Annotated in this window: 12 protein-coding genes; all 12 read right to left on the bottom strand. The window is 36.6% G+C overall.

Going from position 1 to position 18,091, the window contains the following annotated elements; genetic code table 11:
* Nucleotides 1-28: 28 nt before the first annotated feature.
* Nucleotides 29-997 (bottom strand): hypothetical protein, encoded by a 969-nt coding sequence (locus Q4567_RS00225; RefSeq protein ID WP_303498858.1) that lies wholly within the window; start codon nt 995-997, stop codon nt 29-31.
* Between the two features lie 473 nt (nt 998-1,470).
* Nucleotides 1,471-2,712 carry a glycosyltransferase family 4 protein gene (locus Q4567_RS00220; RefSeq protein ID WP_303498856.1) on the bottom strand — a complete coding sequence of 414 codons (1,242 nt, stop codon included), beginning with the start codon at nt 2,710-2,712 and terminating at the stop codon, nt 1,471-1,473.
* Nucleotides 2,709-4,160 (bottom strand): glycosyltransferase family 2 protein, encoded by a 1,452-nt coding sequence (locus tag Q4567_RS00215; RefSeq protein WP_303498855.1) that lies wholly within the window; start codon nt 4,158-4,160, stop codon nt 2,709-2,711. Before Q4567_RS00215 ends, Q4567_RS00220 begins: the two co-directional genes overlap by 4 nt.
* A gap of 49 nt (nt 4,161-4,209) precedes the next feature.
* A complete protein-coding gene (locus Q4567_RS00210) occupies nt 4,210-6,066 on the bottom strand; it encodes a hypothetical protein (protein ID WP_303498853.1) in 1,857 nt (618 codons plus the stop codon).
* Between the two features lie 39 nt (nt 6,067-6,105).
* Entirely contained in the window at nt 6,106-7,035 is a 930-nt protein-coding gene (locus Q4567_RS00205) for a hypothetical protein (RefSeq protein ID WP_303498852.1), read from the bottom strand.
* 121 nt (nt 7,036-7,156) lie between these two features.
* Nucleotides 7,157-7,852 (bottom strand): acyltransferase, encoded by a 696-nt coding sequence (locus Q4567_RS00200; RefSeq protein ID WP_303498850.1) that lies wholly within the window; start codon nt 7,850-7,852, stop codon nt 7,157-7,159.
* A gap of 5 nt (nt 7,853-7,857) precedes the next feature.
* Nucleotides 7,858-9,063: a glycosyltransferase family 4 protein gene (locus Q4567_RS00195; protein WP_303498849.1), complete on the bottom strand. Its 1,206-nt coding sequence runs from the start codon at nt 9,061-9,063 to the stop codon at nt 7,858-7,860.
* A 10-nt stretch (nt 9,064-9,073) separates the two neighbouring features.
* A complete protein-coding gene (locus tag Q4567_RS00190) occupies nt 9,074-11,074 on the bottom strand; it encodes a glycosyltransferase family 2 protein (RefSeq protein WP_303498848.1) in 2,001 nt (666 codons plus the stop codon).
* The gene (locus tag Q4567_RS00185) at nt 11,067-12,119 is read right to left on the bottom strand and encodes a glycosyltransferase family A protein (protein WP_303498847.1); all 1,053 of its coding nucleotides are present in this window, start codon (nt 12,117-12,119) and stop codon (nt 11,067-11,069) included. The genes Q4567_RS00190 and Q4567_RS00185 overlap by 8 nt, the downstream gene beginning before the upstream one ends.
* 100 nt (nt 12,120-12,219) lie before the next feature.
* Entirely contained in the window at nt 12,220-14,997 is a 2,778-nt protein-coding gene (locus tag Q4567_RS00180) for a glycosyltransferase (RefSeq protein ID WP_303498846.1), read from the bottom strand.
* A 1-nt stretch (nt 14,998) separates the two neighbouring features.
* The gene (locus Q4567_RS00175; RefSeq protein WP_303498845.1) at nt 14,999-17,071 is read right to left on the bottom strand and encodes a glycosyltransferase family A protein; all 2,073 of its coding nucleotides are present in this window, start codon (nt 17,069-17,071) and stop codon (nt 14,999-15,001) included.
* Nucleotides 17,068-17,946 (bottom strand): hypothetical protein, encoded by an 879-nt coding sequence (locus Q4567_RS00170; protein WP_303498843.1) that lies wholly within the window; start codon nt 17,944-17,946, stop codon nt 17,068-17,070. Before Q4567_RS00170 ends, Q4567_RS00175 begins: the two co-directional genes overlap by 4 nt.
* Between the last annotated feature and the right edge of the window lie 145 nt (nt 17,947-18,091).

Raw genomic sequence — 18,091 nt, 5'->3', positions numbered from 1 at the left:
GTGTCGCTAGCAATGAATATGAAAAAGACTAATAATTAGGCACTAACCTTAAAAACCTTTCTATTGATTGCCCAATGACAATATCAGGTTGAAATTTATCGATAAGTTTATTGTTAAAATCACCAGACCACACAAATTGACATTCTGAGAAATATTGTGAAAACCACCAAGTTAAGTGATGTTGTTTAGTTCCCATTTCACAAAATGAGTTTCCAAAAATCAACACCTTTTTTTCAAAAAGGGCATCTGGATTAACCCAATGTATATGTCTTCCCATATGGGCTTTGTTAGCAGGAATAAATTTATATTTCACTTGGCGATCAAACTTTGGTACATCACTAGTTGTCTCAAACTTCTCCCAAAATGTAACAGGATAGTACTTTCTACCTAAGTCACCACTAAGTTGCTTTACAACATTAAACTGAGGTTCAAAATCTAAAGACAACCCAAAGTAATTAACAAGCTCTTTGAACAGATAATACGTACCTTTTGCATTTAAGTGGCTATCTGTTTTAAAAAACAGATCGCTTGCTTCGTATTTTGAAAAAGCGTCTAAGATAGAAAAATAAAAACTGCGATCTGATTCTTCTATTGTTTTAAGCAATTGAGATGGGCCGTCAATATTTCGATAATAATGCTGGGCCAATAAAGTTTGTTTTTCAGGGATGACAAATTGAACATATCGATAATTATTGCTTATTGCTCTTTCTTTTCTTGCAGAAAATAACGCTAACCACTTAGGCACTTTTTCTAAGTGAATGTCATTATTGTGAAACAACTCATCAACCTTGTTAGAGCCACCATGAAGGAAAAGGTGACCTGACTTCCCCGTGATCGCAATACCACTTTTAGATTTTAAACCAGCTTGCAGATGAAAAGCTGAAATATCATCACAAAGCAATTCCGTCATCTTTTCTTCGATGTTTTCTTTAGCGCCCGATTCTAACGAACTTAGAAGATTAACCGCGTCCTTAGAAGGCAAAGGTTCGCCATTCACTTTCTTCTGAGAGATCATTTGGTTAAGGAAATAAATTGAAGTTGACGGCTCAGATAAGCTAACGTTAACCTGAGGAAGTAAATTAGGCTCCTGTCGATTTAGGCCATCAATGTAGAAAAAATTAGTTGCAGATAAATCCATAAGTTGTTGTTTGAAATTTATTCTAAAACCAAACAAGTTATGGGCACTCTGCACAGCAAAGTTAGCTCGATGAAACAATCGCACATTTATATCGATTACCTGACCACTTTCTATAACCTGAAAATTACACTCCTTTGGGTTTCCACCATTCAACGGAACTATCCAGCCCGATATCTGATTGCAATCTAGTCTTTCAACAATAAAACCTGAATTTATTTGAGTCGTAAACTTGTTTACGATTGCTTTTTTAATTTTTTGAAGCATTGTGCTCTAGAACCCTAAAATACATACATAATCCATTAAAATGCAAAACACTTCTAATAACGATCCAACTATTCATATAATGACAAATGCTTCTCAACACATTCTTGGATACTCATTGGAGCGTTAATATTTGCAGCAAGTGTATTCCGTAAGCTTCGATCACTTACACACAGGCTTATTTTATCGGCTAAATCAAATGCGCTACCATGCCTGAAGTGCAATCCATCAATGCCATTTCTAACTTTCTCTTGCATGCCACCAATATCACTAACAATAAGAGGTACGCCGTTATTGAACGCCTCTTGAATCACCATAGGAGAGTTTTCCCACCAAACCGATGGAACAACAGCCCAATCGACCGACGCTAAAATAGAGGGCATTTCCTGAGGTTCATAGGCGCCATGAAAATGTACTCGTGCACCGTACTTTTTCATCAGTTCCTGAACTTTCTCTTGGTAACTACCTGTTTGATGTTCTAAGTTAGCGCCATGGATTTCTATCATTACCTGTCGCTTTACGTTTTTAGACAAGCCAGCCAAGGCGCCAATCAAAACATCAATGCCTTTATAAGGGTTTATCTGACCAAAAAATGCAAATCTAACTGCTCGAAATTCACTATCATTCAGGTTTGTAACAACATTTCTTTCGAAGTAATTTTGACCATTTTCAATCACGGAAATTTTTTGCTCATCGATTCCCCATTCTACGTATCGTTTAGCTAAAAATGCTGAAGGCGATACAAAATAGTCAACATTTTCAAACATACGCTTAATGTATTGCTCTCGAAGGAAAAAATCCCCTGGCTGCTTTTCGGGGAAACAGCTATGACAATCACGAGCAGTGGCTTGGTAACATAGTTTTCCGCTGGTTTTGACCATCAAACCTTTGTTGTGACAAATCGCTAAATACTCATGCAGAGTGAGAACAACTCTAGCGTTAGGTAAAGATCGTTTTATTTCTTCAAGAATCTCAATACCTAATAAAAAGTAATGATGCAAATGAACCACATCGGGTTTTATAAGTAGCAACAGGTCTCGAAACTCTTGCCACATATGTCTGGTTTTTATATTTGAAAATAAAAAGCCATCATCCATAGTAGTATGAAATAAGATTTCACGAGAACTATTGCGCTGCGAAAAAGCAGCTCCACCATGGGGAGTCTGAGCAGTACGAGCGAGGAAATATGCATCGACACCTTGATTCAAGTTTTCTTTAAACATATTGTAGGCGGCCATCTCAGCACCGCCTTTATTCAGGTCTGGGTGACCATGAGAGACAATTAATAGGCGTTTACCCTCTAAACTACTCATGCAGACACCTCCTGAATCAAATTACGCCACTTATTTGCTTGGTATGCACCATTAGCCAAGGTCAGTTTAAATTTCCAATCACCACTATCAACTAAATCTTGAGATAAACGTTCTAAATGGTAGAGCCTAATTTTTCCCGAGACATACACTTTGAAGCCGCGATCTATCACTTTTAAACATAGATCTGAATCCTCAAAATCCCCCAACACATACATTGGGTCAAACCCTTCCAATTCTCTGTATAGTTTTGCTGTCATCAGCATACAAGCCCCCGTTGTAATTGGAGCTTGAAATGCATCATCCAAAGGCACTAAATCCACAGGTACGCCTTTGTAGGGATGATGATTCATCCAAATCCCTGGATAGTGCGAATCTTCTCTAAATTCCATACCTGCGTGTTGTATCGTTTCATCTTCATAGGTAAGTGTTGCTCCCATAATCCCGACATCTTCTAAAGAAGTGAACTGTTCAAGATAAACACCAAGCCAACCGTTTTCTTTAGGCAAAATATCAGAGTTAAGTAACAGTAAATGCTCAGATGTCGCAAATTCCACACCTAAATTATTGGCACCAGCAAAGCCTCTATTACGTTCAGATAAGACCAATTTAAATGGATATCTAAAGGTTTTGAATAAACCATGAGCGGTAATTAATACTTCTCGTTGTAACGCGGGATCATCTAACACATAAATGACTTCGACTTCATGCATAAAAGGATCAGCAGAGAAATCAGCTAACTGATGCTGCATAAAATCGTAACGACCATAAAGAGGTATTATGATGCTTACTTTCGGCACTTCAATTTCATTACCAAATACTTTTAGTTCACGATTATTATTCTTAGATTGTTTGGATTTCCAAATACGATGAATCTCTGGTAACGCCTCAGCATGTAAAATCTCTAGTGCACCGACTTTAGCAATATCAACACCTTGCAATATGCCTTTAATTTTCTCAACGTCTTTGTCCTTGTTTCTAATAACCACTTGGCTAGGTATACTTGAACCGGCTAAACTAATTCCGTGCTGCTCAACGAATTTTCTAGACTCATCTTGACGCTCAGGCACATGGCTAAGAATTTCCGCTACATTAGAAGCTTGCCTAAAACGTTGCTTGGCTAACTCAAATTTAGTTCCGGAAACGTTGATAGAAATATCATCTAAGGTACCTGAAAAACCATCTACAACTAATAGAAAACCGAAACAGTATGCTTCGTTTTGAAGCTGGTGTCGTTGGATTACATCTGGCCGGCTAAAGCTAAAAATAGAATGGGATAAATTTACGCCTTTCAAATGTACGTCAATAGAGGACGAATCTATTTTCCTATTTTGGTTAGCCACCCAGCCAAATAAAATGACATTTGTTCCTTGAATAGATACTAAATCAATATTTAGTAATTCATCTTTTGATAAAAATTTTTTTAATTGTCTTTTGAGTTTGTAAAACAAGCCACTCTCCAATTCTTCCACAGATTATTCAATTCGTTAAAATTGCTGCTCAGTGGCTATTCTTATGATTTAAATTTTCAAACGCACTAAAGTATTCCTGTTCATTCTCATTAGCATTTGCAGATTTTTTTTCACTAAACATACTTTTAAACCACAAAAATTTTTTCTGTTTAAAAGATTTAATAGCATTAATAAATGAACTTTCATCGGTTACTCGAATTATGTTTTCTCCACTCATGTCTACTCCAGGAAGCGTCAAGACAACAGTAGGCAATTGCATAACCTCGTACATTAAAACTTTAAGAGGGTTCATATATCTCGAAACTGAATCAACTTTATGCGGCACTATTGCTAAATCGTGATTCTGCATAAGTTTTAGGCAATCCATTTCAGTCAGAGGCCCCCAATATTTTACATTACCAAATTTCAATAACTGTTCAATTTTATCAGATACCTCAGCAGCGTTGCCTACTATTGAGAACTCAGCGAAACCAATATTAGATTGAATAATAGTAGATAATAAGCGCCAATCTATCCTGTCATTCAGATTGCCAGAATAGAATACTTTCGTTTTAGCGTTTTTTCTTAGTTTAGTTTTCTGTTTAAAATCAGGCGGTAGTGTGTACCAGTTTTCAATAACCAAATGCTTATTAGAGTCGCACAACCCACTTTCAATAAAACTATTCGCGTTGTCTTTTGAATTGAAAAAGCAGGTTTTAGATTTTAAACACAAGGCTTTATACTGCGCAATATATTCAATTTTTAAACCATCATCCCGACACCAAGATAGCTCATTGTCAACGATATCAGCGTAACACTCATAATCGCCGAACGAGCTTAGGAATATATGCCAAAAAGGTAGAATGGGAAAAAATACAATTTGGGCGGCATCTGACTTTATCTCTTTTTCTATAATAAAAGTATTAAGCTGACTCTCCAGTTCTCTATCATCAATTGCATCAATCGCTAAATACTCAATACCAGAAACAATACAATTTGCTTGCTTAGCATTGAAGGATTCTAAAATTAAAGAGGCATCTGAATTTTTATTAGAAAGGTTTTCATTATAAATTTGATTCAACGCCGGAGTCATAACTTCAACGATAAAAATGCGGTGATTTGGATACAGACGCCTGTATGACCTAGCAACTTGATCGATTCTTCTGCCATAGACACCAGCGTCAGGCATTTTCCATATTAAAACCAATGTATTCTGGATTGCAGCCTCATGAGAATTAATAGACAAACTATCGATAAGCTCGTTACTGTCAGAACCTATCCCTTTAACAGTAGAAAATCCGACGCACTCTGCATTTAATTTAAAACAAAAGTTCTCCCACTTTTCTTTGTTTACAAATCGTAAGTTGGTTTTAGCTAGATCATCAAAACCGGCTAGAAGAGAATTAGACTCATCTCCAATAACAAAAGTAATCAATTTATTCGATAAAAAGCTACCGTTGACTTTAGAAGTTGTAATTTCTCGCTCGGTTGCAGAGTCCAAATCGATGATTTGAGCGGCAAGTTTTGGTCGTTCTGGAGTCCGCTTAGTAAGCTCTAAAATTTCAGAAACATTAGCTTTGGTCATCAAATTTAAACTATGCCAACTCTTATAGACGTCAATGACACCTAACGGCGTAATCGCATAAAGCTCTACATAATTATTACTATCTAAAGTTGACAAAGACATAGGCACACTAAAACCGAAATGTCCCTCAACGTTGACAAACTTATTTACGTCATCTCTTAGAATAGAAGATTCATTGCCAAAGAAGGCTTTTCCATTAACCACAACTAAGGGTCTGAAAAATTCATGATTTACATAAAGCCAACCATTAACGGAGTTGCTATCAACGCTGTCAATTTGTCCTTGAGCATGCAGTTCAGCAACTGACGTATCAGATGTCATATATATCTCTTAATAAAGTGACAGGCGTTGCAATTTACTTTATTTTTTCAATAAAGCCTCAAGGCGCGCTATTTTAACATTCGCTTCTGCTAATTTTTCGATCAATACGTTACAGATACCAGCATAACTCTCAGCAGGTAAGCCTTGTTCAATGTTTTTAGCTCTAATTTGTTGGCTAATAGCGTCTATTTCTTTCCCTGCTTGAATAACAAACTGCTCCTGGGAAACTTGGTTATTGGCCGCCTGTATTTCATTAGCCGATAGCTTAAAATCATGTATCGACGAGTCTACTTTTAAATTATTTACAAATAATTCAAGCTGAACATCTTGAGTTGGAAGAAGAGCCACATCATATTGAATATTGTAAGCGACGCGGCCATCCTTGATTCCTGCTTCAGCAAGATCATGCCTGTATTGATCAGACTTTACTTCTGATAATGTCACGCCATTCAACTTTAACACCACAACTGGAGCAGGACTAGATTCATCTAAAGGTTGAATCCATCCCAAAACCTCACCGGGTTGAAAAACATCAACAACTACATTGTAATTATCAGCTAAAGTTGGGGAAGCCTGAGCTGTTACAGGAATAGATTCAGATTGCTTTGTGGATTCATAGAAGTCGGTGTTGCTTGATAAAACAATACTATCATCATTTAATTTCACACCATCCACAAAGATATCAAACGATTTTGAACCACCATTTGGCAACAATTCAGATGTTTCAATGTGAAAACCATGGCAACCACTACCAATATTTGCATCTAAAAGATCTTGACGAAACCCACTCGCTTCAATCCTGTAGATCAGTTTATCGTTAGATTTAACGTCCACAAAAAGTAATCTTGATGGGTGTTTGTTATCAATCACCCATCCTGCCAAAGCTTCGCTATCACTTTTGTCTATCGAAAACTTATAGGGTAAGTTTTTTAATTTTTTTGCTACTTTATTTAAAATTCCTGAAGACATTATTTCACTCGTTAAACATTCAAATATTATTTTTAGGTGGTCCAGACATTAACTTAATGGCAATTTTATCACACATAATATAGTTATTTTGTCGCTTCATTTAGTTGATAGAGCATTTTGCTCAACTAATCAACCTAATGACGGAATCCATTTCTGACTCGGTACATAAAGCGCTTCGGCACCAAGATGTATCATTTTTTATTAATTTAGCAGGGTTTCCTGCAATCGCTACTGATTTAGGAAAACTCTTAGTGACAACACTAGAAACACCAACAATACTTCCATCACCTATGCTAGTGTTCTTACAGATAACACTGCGTCTACCTAACCAAACATGATTTCCAATACAAATTTCGGGTGATTTTAAATTAATTTGCTTTTTAGTACTAATTTCAAAAATTCCATGCATATCGCCACACATAATGACTACATCATGGGCGAACATACAATCAGCCCCAACTTCGACAGACCCATTTTCTTGCACCCAAATTTCAGTAAAATTTGAAGTTGTACGTTCATTAAGGTTGAGGCTTGTGTTTCCCCACAACTTTACTAAGTATGCGCCACGAACTTTCTGCCCAATGGTAACATCGCAGTTATCTTCATGAATATGAAGCACCAACCTTGATTCGATCTTACCTTTTATTTTTATAACAATATTATTAACTTCGGGTTTATTGTCAGGAACTCTAATTTTCAGACCCGATAGATTCTCTAATGAAGCATCACCTTCTAGTATCAACTTTCCAAATAACGCACTATTAGAATGGTCATTTTCGAAAATCTGAGCTTGTAGTGTATTCAACTCAAATTCCATTTCAATTAACCTCCCTTTCTTTTAGATTTAAGGTTTTCGAATAAGTTGGAATAATGCTCAATCATGACTTTATCCGAAAGTAATCCTTTTTTTGATGGCATAGCCTGTTCTAAAACTGTATTTTTTTCACCAACAATTTGGTTGATAGATTCAGCAAGCTTTTCAGGCTCACCAACAGAAAAACAAGACATTCGATTGTTAATTTTATTAAAGTTATGTTCTTCTAAAAACGCTGAATACTGAGGGAGATCAGAAACCAACACCTTCGTATTTGCGGCTAAAGACTCCAATATGGTTAAATCGAAACCGGACAACCTAATCGTTGGGTTAATAAACAGATCCATCAACTTGTAGGCTGAAGGCATTTGTTTGTGATCTAATCTTAATTTAGTGACCTTTTGTGAAACATCATCATACAAAGCGGCTTCAGAGCCAGCGCCAACTAACAAGACTTCATACTTTTCCGAATCTAACAAACTTAATGCTTTGACAAAGATTTTATGACCTTTTTCGGGAATCGCTCTACCTACAACACCTAAAACAATTTTCTCCGATTTCACAAAATTGATATTTTCTTTTGTAGGAGAATTATGATTTTCAAAAAAATTATCACTAATCGAATTAGGAATTGTCGTTATGTTACTTTGAGGTACTCCGTACAACGTTAAAATATCTGACATATAATTAGATATGCCAACATGATGAGTATAAGAACAATAATGCTTACGTGTTTTATTTAATTTAGGCAATATTGTCGAAATAATTAATCGCTCAACATTTGTTGCTCGAATCTGCTTGCCATCCAAATATTGATACTTATAAACTTTGTCTAACTCTTGCTCTAAAGCTGTACCATGCCACGTTACAACAATGGGAATCTCTTTTTCGAATTTGCAAAGGCCTGATGCACCCGCACTACTAGAGTGAATTACATCTGTAGAACTTAGTAAATTTTTTTCAAAGTAGTCAGACATAAGTAGGTGATACTCGTCTGAATATTTTTGCAAAGTCGACGTTGGTAAAAACACATACTCGACTCCACACTCATATTTAACTATAGGCTTGACTTGATTTTTTTTTAGGGCTGACGTTAATACCGTAACTTTTATATCGCTTTTGGCTAGTCCTTCATACAATTTTTTGGCAGCTAATTCCATTCCACCTAGTGAACCGTGTAATGTAGTCCCTCTGATACATCCAACAACATTCATTTCAATTACTCTACTTATTTTTTGAAGAACTTAGCAGTTTATACAAATCTAAAACGTCAAAGACTCTTCGCATTTGTTCTCTGTTGCCGCCTTCTCCATGATTGTCGTGTCTTAGGGCTTCTTGCTGAGTACCTGTTAAACAATGATGCATAGGATTAATTCCTAAATTGGTTACTACAACAGGAGTTTTATTTAAAATCCCCATGGCTTTGAACCATATGTCATCTTCTTTAGGACATAGCTGTCTAAATGCAGCTACGTCAAATACACGAGGATGCAATGAATGAGGCGGATAAAGGACACCTGACGTACCATATGGAAAAGCAAGTAAGTTAGGAACACCTTCGTATCTGTTCGGCTGTTCTATTTCTAATTCTAATGTCGGTGGTGTCAATAACTTACCATCTCTAATCCCTAATACTTGCCCACTAGCATCAAACGCAAGTTCCCGCCCCCAGTTGCATATGATTGCTAGTGGGTGTTTATTGTGTTGTGCCCAAAGACTCTGAATCATATTGTTTGGATAAACAATATCATCATCAAAAGTAACAATTGATTTGTCAGGATACTCTTTTAACGCGTACAAGAGCTTGGTATGAGGACCAACATCAGGTACGTTTTTAATGCTTACCCCTCGCTTTTGTAACGCTTTCAGCTCAGGTGTAATCATTGAATCTGTTGCTTTGTCTGTTAACCACAATACAACTTTTTCGGGTTTAACTGTTTGCGCTAAAATGGATTCAATAGCAAGGTGAACCATGGGAAGTCTATGGGGCAACGTAGTAACACTCGCGATTAAACCTTTAACGCCGTATTTAGTGCTTGCAGCTGAGCTGTGAATTGATGAAGTGAGTTGTATTGTGGCGTTATTCAGTGAATTCGCCACTAGATCGACTTTTCCACGAATTAAGCGCATATCCCACTTTAATTGGTCCAGCTTTTGGTTATCAATATTATTATTTACGATTACCGGTTGTTGCGAATCAACTTTTTTGCTTGGCTGAAATGCTTCTATATTGTATTTACATATATATAAAGCATCTTTAGATATGTTGTGTCCTCGAGGATAGGCTGGAGTTAATTTCTTACCTACAAACTCTTTTTCATAATTTTGAACCAACTCATCAACAGACGATGTAGCCAATTTAATTACGGCAGGATGAACAACCACATCGGTTTGATTCAAATCTAAATTAGCTAATGCTCGCTCTGCTACCATTGAAAGTGTAGTAAAGGCCATGACCTTCTGAGCTTCATTTAGATAAGGTAAATGCGGTTCAAGTCGATTCCTCAACGATTCATCAGAAATAAACCAAAGTAATCTTAGTGCATTCTTTTGCCATAAATTATGTTTGTCGTAATGTGACATAATTGCAGCGTAGTGCTGCTTAATTAATTCAGGCACTAAATGGTGCTTTTTGAGATGGGCAGCAAACGTCGAACCGTCTCGAGCATGAGTGTAAAAAAACGATGCATCTGATGTCATCCCAATTCGCTTACAATGGCACAGTACCAAATGACTAAATACGCCATCTTGCCCGCTACGAATATCAGGTTGCAAAATATCAAAATCGTTAAGAATTGAAGCGCGGATAAACTGTGATTTACACGGCACACAAGGCACATATTCAAGAGGTTTTTCGAAATAGTGCGATGGCACGCCAGGAGAACAAATATCAAGGCTGTGTTTTTCAGCAGTTCTAAACAACTTGCCTAAAGTATCACTTCCCAAATAATCATCACTATCAACAAAATAGACGTATTTAGCATCTGCGAGCTTTATGCCGATATTTCGTGCAACACCCTGCCCACCATTGGATTTGTTTATAACGGTGACGCGCTTGTCTTTTTCTTGATAAGATTTCGCAATTTTAGCCGACTCATCAGTACTTCCATCATCAATTAAAAATAATTGAATACTCACATCTTTTTGTTGCAATACACTATCAACACAACGTGCCAAGAATTCTTGTGTATTATAAACTGGGGTAATTACTGCGACATCATACATTGTTATTACTCTTACAAATTGAAAACAACCCTTCACCTAATGAACAGAAGAAACTCTCAATATTCTTAATAGCAATATCATTAGTTCCTCTCGCGTTATATGTATGAAACAAACCTCGCTTATCTGTAGGAGCGGTTTCAGCGAAATCTAGGCTAGGATCATAGGCTGCATTCGGTTCTAGAATTAAGGTTGGTACTTTGAGCAACGTTGTAGCCCATTTGCACCATATATCATCGGCTGTAGGGGCTAATATTGGTCCAACAAACAATGACTTGTCTTCAGGAAAATCTTTTAGTTTATACACCATTCCATTTTTACCCGTTCCCATATTTAATAAATTAGGGGTTTTGTCTGGAATGGGAAACGAACTGTAGTTATCTATTTTGTTAGCACCCAACACAATTTTCCGTCCTCGGTGGGCCACTACCGCATCCGTTGTTAGCATTTCAGTGACTAAATCCTCTAAAATCGTTTCAGGATATATAACATCATCATCAATAGTAACTACTGGGGTTAATTCACTCGCTCCAGCATTTCTAAGCTGATGTATGACAGGGTACTGCTTCCGATACGGTCCTATATTCTGAGTGTGATAAATATTCACACCCAAGGCAGCGATTTTTTCAAGTTCGGGGTGGTTTGCAGGTATTCCTTCATCAACTAGATACGGATCAGGTGATACATATAAATTAATACTATGGGCTGGCAATGTTTGTTTTGCAATGCTCTCAACGGTTTTGGCAACTCGTTCTATTCGCGTACTGATCGCGGTAAACGAGACTACAGGATTCGGTATTCCATCTGAGATTACATAGTTATTGGGATTATTCTTATGTTCAAAAATTTTTTTTGAAGAGAAATCTAATGAGAATGCCTGTTTAGATGCATTTATCGCCACTTGCTTGATGGCAAAGAGTAATGAATCGGTGAGTTCTTTTGACTCTTTATACCGCTCTTTAGCTTGCACATATTCCTGCATTGCTTCATTTAATTTCCCTTTGCGAAATAAATCATTCGCCACGCTAAAAAGTAATGTGTTAGACATATCTTCTTTTTTTCACCCAATTACAATGAACTCAAGCCGTATTCCTCCGGCAAACAGCCGAGAAATATACACTAATTTTAGGCAAAGAGCAGCCTCAGTTTTACCTCGGCCATTGGATTAGCTGAGCACTTTGTAAAGCATTCTGAGAAAATAGGTGAAGGCTATGTAAATTTGCCATTTGAACCTGATTCAATATATGTTCAAAGTCATCAAATTCTTTGTAAACAAATCCATTGAAACCATCAACAATATAAGGTGGTATCGTTCCTAAATACGGGGCGATAACTGGCCGAGCATAACTATAAGCTTGGAAAAGGCTGCCCGACGTCAAAATATCTTCATAGGAAAGTACAACAAAATCAGTGGCACTATAATATTCAGCTAATACATTATTAGAAATAAAGTTGTTATCAATAATTGTTAACTGTTTAGGATAAAGTGCAATGATTTTTTTAGTTTTATCACACATTTGTTGGCCAGCAATAATAACTTTAAAGCGCTTACCTGAAGTTACTATGGGCAGTAAATGAGAAAGCAGTTTATCAAGGGCTTTATAAGGCTTTATTTTACCAAAGAAACCTAAAACCACGTCTGTCTTTTCGATTCCCAAACGAACTCTTACTTTCTTGCGCTCCTGTTGAGAAAGTATATTGGCGGGATATGCTCCGTGCTCTTGAAACTCAATATGTGCCGAATGACTTAACCAATCATTAAGAATCGGAACCGCAGAAGGGTGATGCAAAAGCACTTTGTCGGCTAAATCGGAGAGTCGATACCGAAGGCTCTTTTCTACCACCTTAAACACACTTGAATGACTATATTTGTTATGTACCGTCCAAAACACTTTCCAGCCTTGTGTTTTCAGTTTTTGAATGGTTTGCAAAAATAATTCAGACCGCGTCTTCAAGTCCGCTTCAGAGACTCTATCAAAAATAGCGTTTAACCAATGTATGTGGAGCAAACCTGCTTCTTTTTGTTGCGTCAAACTAACCAACTCATCAAATGCATTCAATCCGGTTACGCTGCATCCGGCCTCAACAGAGCTTCTATACAATTCTCGCTGATATTGATTACCCTTTGAATAATCGGGAAAATAAAAAATGGGTTGGTTCTGCCTAAAGCTTTCAGAATTAAAATATTGAGCTGAGAGACCCAAGTCACTAAATAATTGGGGGAGAGGTTTGGTGAATCGGTATACTCTATTGAATAATCTCCAAAACTTATCCCTATCCAATTCGATACAACGTTTTAGAAATAGAGATTCTTGTTCATGCTTCGATAAAAGGCGACTTATTCTTGCTGCTAACAAAAAAGCTTCCGTATCATAACCTAAGCGCTGCAACTCGAAAGCACACAACCAATATCCATTTAGTTGCTTTTCGTCAACTTTTAACTGTTCCAGTTCAGTTAAAAACTGTGCAAGTAGATCAATTAATACCCCCCCCCGTTCCTGTAAAATATAGTTTTTATCAGTTATATAGGTTTCAATTTTCCTACTGAATTTATCCGCTAAAGCAAACTCATTCTTTAAAATATAATCCACGACTGCCGAGAAGTTTTTACCGGTAAGAAATCGTCGATATTGTTGATTACAACATTCATTAATAACATCCAGTAGTTTCAAAGGGCTTTTAACATTTGACACGAGCTCATCAACTAACTGGTAGGCTCTAGTTTTATTTTTCGTTTTTTTAAATTGACAATTCTCATCAATGTAATGCGCCATAATAGTTGCATTATAATCGTTATCAGTACCCTTTGTTTTGCGCCGCCAGTAAGATTCAGGAGCTTTATAGTGCACACCTAGTGTCTCACCCTGCTTGATGAATTTGCTGTTGTTTTGGGCGCATCGCATCCAAAACTCCCAATCAGCGGATGGTCCAGCAAATGCCTCATCAAAATACCCGTAAAATACATGTAGTTCGGCTCGCCATACAGGCATGCAGTGTAAAAAGTTATGAGCAACCAACTTTTTATCTAACTTTTTAATAATACTCTGACCATCGACTAACTCAGGTTCAGAGGTTTCGTACCAAACAGGTAAATCACAATTTTTTGAAAATACTTCATTTGGACTATTCGATATATATAATGCGGAAGCTGCTGCTACAGCATCGGAGTTTAAATCCAACTCAGCAACTAATTTTCGAACATGCTCAGGTGCACGGAAGTCATCAACATTTGCATTGGTTATGTAAGGTGAATTGCTTAGCCTAATCGCCATATTCCAAACAGCATACAAGCCTGGATCCTGATTTAAATATAAAAATAAAACATTCTGATGCTTGGTTGCGTAGTTTAATAGCGCAGGGAATTCATTGCCTGGCGAATTAGGTAATACTATGAAATGTTCAAACCTGTTGTAGTTATCCAGCTTTTCTGTACTTTCCAAAAAAGCATCCATATACAGATCGCCATCATAAACTGAAGTAATTATGCTGCATTGTGTTTCGTACCAACTCAAATCATGTAAATTGTAATTGAATTTAACATCTAAGCTTTGGAAGTTGCGAAAATAAAGACTTTTATGAATCGTCAAATCTAATTCTGTGATACGAACCCAAATCACATCAAAACGATTGATGACTTCATAAGATAAACTAGCAATAGATGAAACAATCAAAAAGTCCTGCTGACTGTTCAGCAATTTTTGTTCTATGTTTTCTAAATAAGGGCATAACGGCTGCAATTTGGTCACTGACTTGCGGTTTGAGTGGAACTGGGGAGCCTTCCCTACCAACGCACAAACATCGTGCAATAATAGTATATACTGGTTTTCATTTTCGAGCTTACTGCCACCCACGAAATCCAAGTATATTTCTATTGAATTTGCACTTGGTATAGATGAAATTAAGTTGCTCTGCAATTGACTTGTCACTCTATATTTCTATATTGCCGCGTTGATTTGGTTTTAAAAACCGAACAGTTGAAGAGTTGGGCTCGGAAATACCCTCTTCACAAAATAAAATTTTTTCAGTAATTATTTGTCCATCAATTTCTGTTTTCACATGCCCAAGAGAATCTAACTCAGCTTCTTCAGGTTTATAAACCCAAGCATCGCAAGATTTGGTTTTGCAAAACAATTCCAATGAACGAGACAACGAAAAATCGAACGAAGCTTGATTATCGTCTTTGTCGTAAACAATTACGATCCCGTCTTTTTCCTTTACAATATAGTCGAACAACTCAAACCACTTTTTGCGCTCTTGAAAATGGATATCTCTTTCAACGACTAAAAACAAATGTTCAATACGTTGATACATAGGTAAAACATAGTCGTCTAATTGATCAGCCTCTACAGAATTGATCGACGATTCAGGAAATCGATACTTACAAGGGAGGTTCTCTAGTTTTAGTCGCTTATGTTTGTCATTGAATGTAGCAACATGAGCTGAGCGGTTGCTATCACGTTTGTTTAATTTGCCCTGTGTGGTTAATGAATAAATATCACTTGTTAGGTTATTACCATCAAATGTTTGAAAAAGAGTGGGATATCGAACCCACTCAACTCGATGGGATATGCAAAATGTTTTCACTCTAACAATGAACTCTGTATCGGCATCTTTCTTAATATTTTCGTAATATCCAGCTATTTTATGATCTGCGAAGTGACAACATAAAGAAGCAGTCCCATATCGCTCCACATCACCGCCCATGGTCAGAAGCTCAAAATCTTTATTAGTCCGAATAATATCCGCGAATAAAACCATATTTGGGTGTGTTTTCTTTTTCTGTAAAGATGCTAACTGCAAACTCGCTCTTTGAACACTGCTGTAGTCATCAGAGTCATTTACAAAATACACGGATGGACTATTAATATATTTATGAATAATTGAATTTCTTATCCAATACGTCCCCATAGAGCGTGGATTCTTTGATACTTCAATGATTTCAGGGTTAGTTAATAATGTTTTAAATTGCTTTACCCGCTTGAGCGAGATGTCGGTACTGCAATCATCAACAATTTCAATCTTGATGTTCTCGTATGTCTGCGAAATGATACTAAAAAGTGAATTTTGTATATAATCACTCTTATTGAAATTTGACATGATAAAGAGCGCATCTTTATCCTTATTAGAAACGAGATCTTGATAAGTGCAATGACTGATTTTACGAATGGTTAATATGGTTCGTTGAAAATTACACTCTTCTTTATCAACGTGATGCTCATTTTTCACGGGATTGATGTCAAACAAAAGTATCGATTTGCCTAAATCAACTTGTGAAGGAATCCTGTATTGCAACTGTCTATTGGCACCTTCTATCGTTCTAACTACAGTGCAACTATCATCGATTAACGCAATAGCGCTAAAATCACTTATATCCACACTATCAAACTTTAGATGATTACGCTCTATAGTTTCTATACCACCTAGCCTAGCGATACCATTCGTTGTAGCAAAAAGCGTTTTTTGTCTATCAATTGTTTCTATCTGTATTGTTTTTTGGGCTGCGGTGTTACCAATAAGCCTATTGAACAAGTCTAGATAAGTTGACTCATTATCGACAAAAACTGTATCGCGAAGGTAATTTATAGAACAGTATAAAAATGTTTTGTCTGGCTGCTGAATCAGCTCAGATGAAGAGTTTATATGGCAATTAATAAACTTAATTGCATTTAACAAGTCGTCACATAAATCATCCAAGTTCATAATGACTAAGTTACTTGTGGCAAATCGTTTGGCAAAGTTTATCGCATCATAAATAAAGAGATTTTTATCATTTGATACCATAGCCAGATCAAGTTGCGAGTTATCGTCTAAGGCTACAGACTGGTAAGACTCAAAAACAGATAAATCGCAAAAACCAAAGGCCAGCACTAGATTAAAACGGCTCTTAATTATTTTAAGAGCCTCTTGTAAACACTCTGAATTGTGACCAAACGGCTTATCAACCAACAGGTAAAGGGTCAAGTTGGCATTCGACTGCCGATTCTTAATACTCCCCTTCATATGCAAAGCTCTTTTGTGAGACGATACAAAGATGAAACACTAAATCCATACATTTCCATCATTATCCTCTCTAAAGACTCTACTATTTCTACGGGGTATTTCACCTGATTATCTTTTTCTGATGGTATATCAAAAAATTCCAGGTTTTTGATACCTACACCATTGGAAAGCACGTTCCATGTTAACCATAAATCAGGGCCTATACTTTCAATGTTGTCCACATCATCGAATTTGCAAACTTCAGGATTAAAAAACTCAGTACTAAACAAAACGCCATATTGAAAACTCGGTATTCCCTCGATGGGAAAATCAAAAGTTAAATCAGAAAAAGAAATCCAATTAGCAGCAACTACGTTGTTAGCAACCAGATAATTGGAATATAACGTTTCAATAAAATGATGAGGATAAATTTGATTATCAGAAACGCACAAAAACAATTTGTCTTCGGTAACGTCACAGTGAAAATGATTTGATAAAAATGAATCAAAAATAAGAAATTGACTTTGCTTTTCACACCATACAATACGAACGTTAGGCAACTTTTTTACGGCCTCAACGTCTACAGAATTCATTGCCACGCCGTCATCTGTACTGCTTTTTTTCGGTAAGTATAAAATAACTTCTTTTGGCGCTAGTGACTGATTGAGTAAAGAATATAAGGTGGGTAAAATACCTTTAACTCCCTCAGCATCACTTGTAACTAACACATTTATTTCTGGAGCTATTTTGAGCTTTTGATGAACTATTTTTTGTTGGCATCGCTTAATATTAAACGCCACCAATTCTTCGCCAAAGATTTTACCCGCTAATTGATAAAAAGATAACGCAGTTGAGTAATCCCCTGCATCGGTTGCTTGCTTAGCTTTTTTAAACAACTCAATAGACATCTTTCTTTCTCTTAGCTAATAATGACTTAAACATTAAACTCATTTAGCTGCTATCTAACACTAACAGCTTAGAATTTTAAACAACATAACTATTTTTACTTAGCCACTTGTAAACCCCATAACAAGTTGTTGA

It is taken from the genome of Aliiglaciecola sp. 2_MG-2023, from assembly GCF_030548145.1.
In the GTDB taxonomy this organism is placed as follows: domain Bacteria; phylum Pseudomonadota; class Gammaproteobacteria; order Enterobacterales; family Alteromonadaceae; genus Aliiglaciecola; species Aliiglaciecola lipolytica_A.
Note: the sequence above shows the minus strand (reverse complement) of the source record. Positions and strands in the feature narration are given on the sequence as shown.

Coding starts and splice junctions, on each gene's coding strand:
- Q4567_RS00200 (WP_303498850.1), bottom strand. CDS start 7,852: ATGGAATTTGAGTTGAATACACTACAAGCTCAGATTTTCGAAAATGAC.
- Q4567_RS00185 (WP_303498847.1), bottom strand. CDS start 12,119: ATGTCTAACACATTACTTTTTAGCGTGGCGAATGATTTATTTCGCAAA.
- Q4567_RS00190 (WP_303498848.1), bottom strand. CDS start 11,074: ATGTATGATGTCGCAGTAATTACCCCAGTTTATAATACACAAGAATTC.
- Q4567_RS00210 (WP_303498853.1), bottom strand. CDS start 6,066: ATGACATCTGATACGTCAGTTGCTGAACTGCATGCTCAAGGACAAATT.
- Q4567_RS00175 (WP_303498845.1), bottom strand. CDS start 17,071: ATGAAGGGGAGTATTAAGAATCGGCAGTCGAATGCCAACTTGACCCTT.
- Q4567_RS00220 (WP_303498856.1), bottom strand. CDS start 2,712: ATGAGTAGTTTAGAGGGTAAACGCCTATTAATTGTCTCTCATGGTCAC.
- Q4567_RS00195 (WP_303498849.1), bottom strand. CDS start 9,063: ATGAATGTTGTTGGATGTATCAGAGGGACTACATTACACGGTTCACTA.
- Q4567_RS00205 (WP_303498852.1), bottom strand. CDS start 7,035: ATGTCTTCAGGAATTTTAAATAAAGTAGCAAAAAAATTAAAAAACTTA.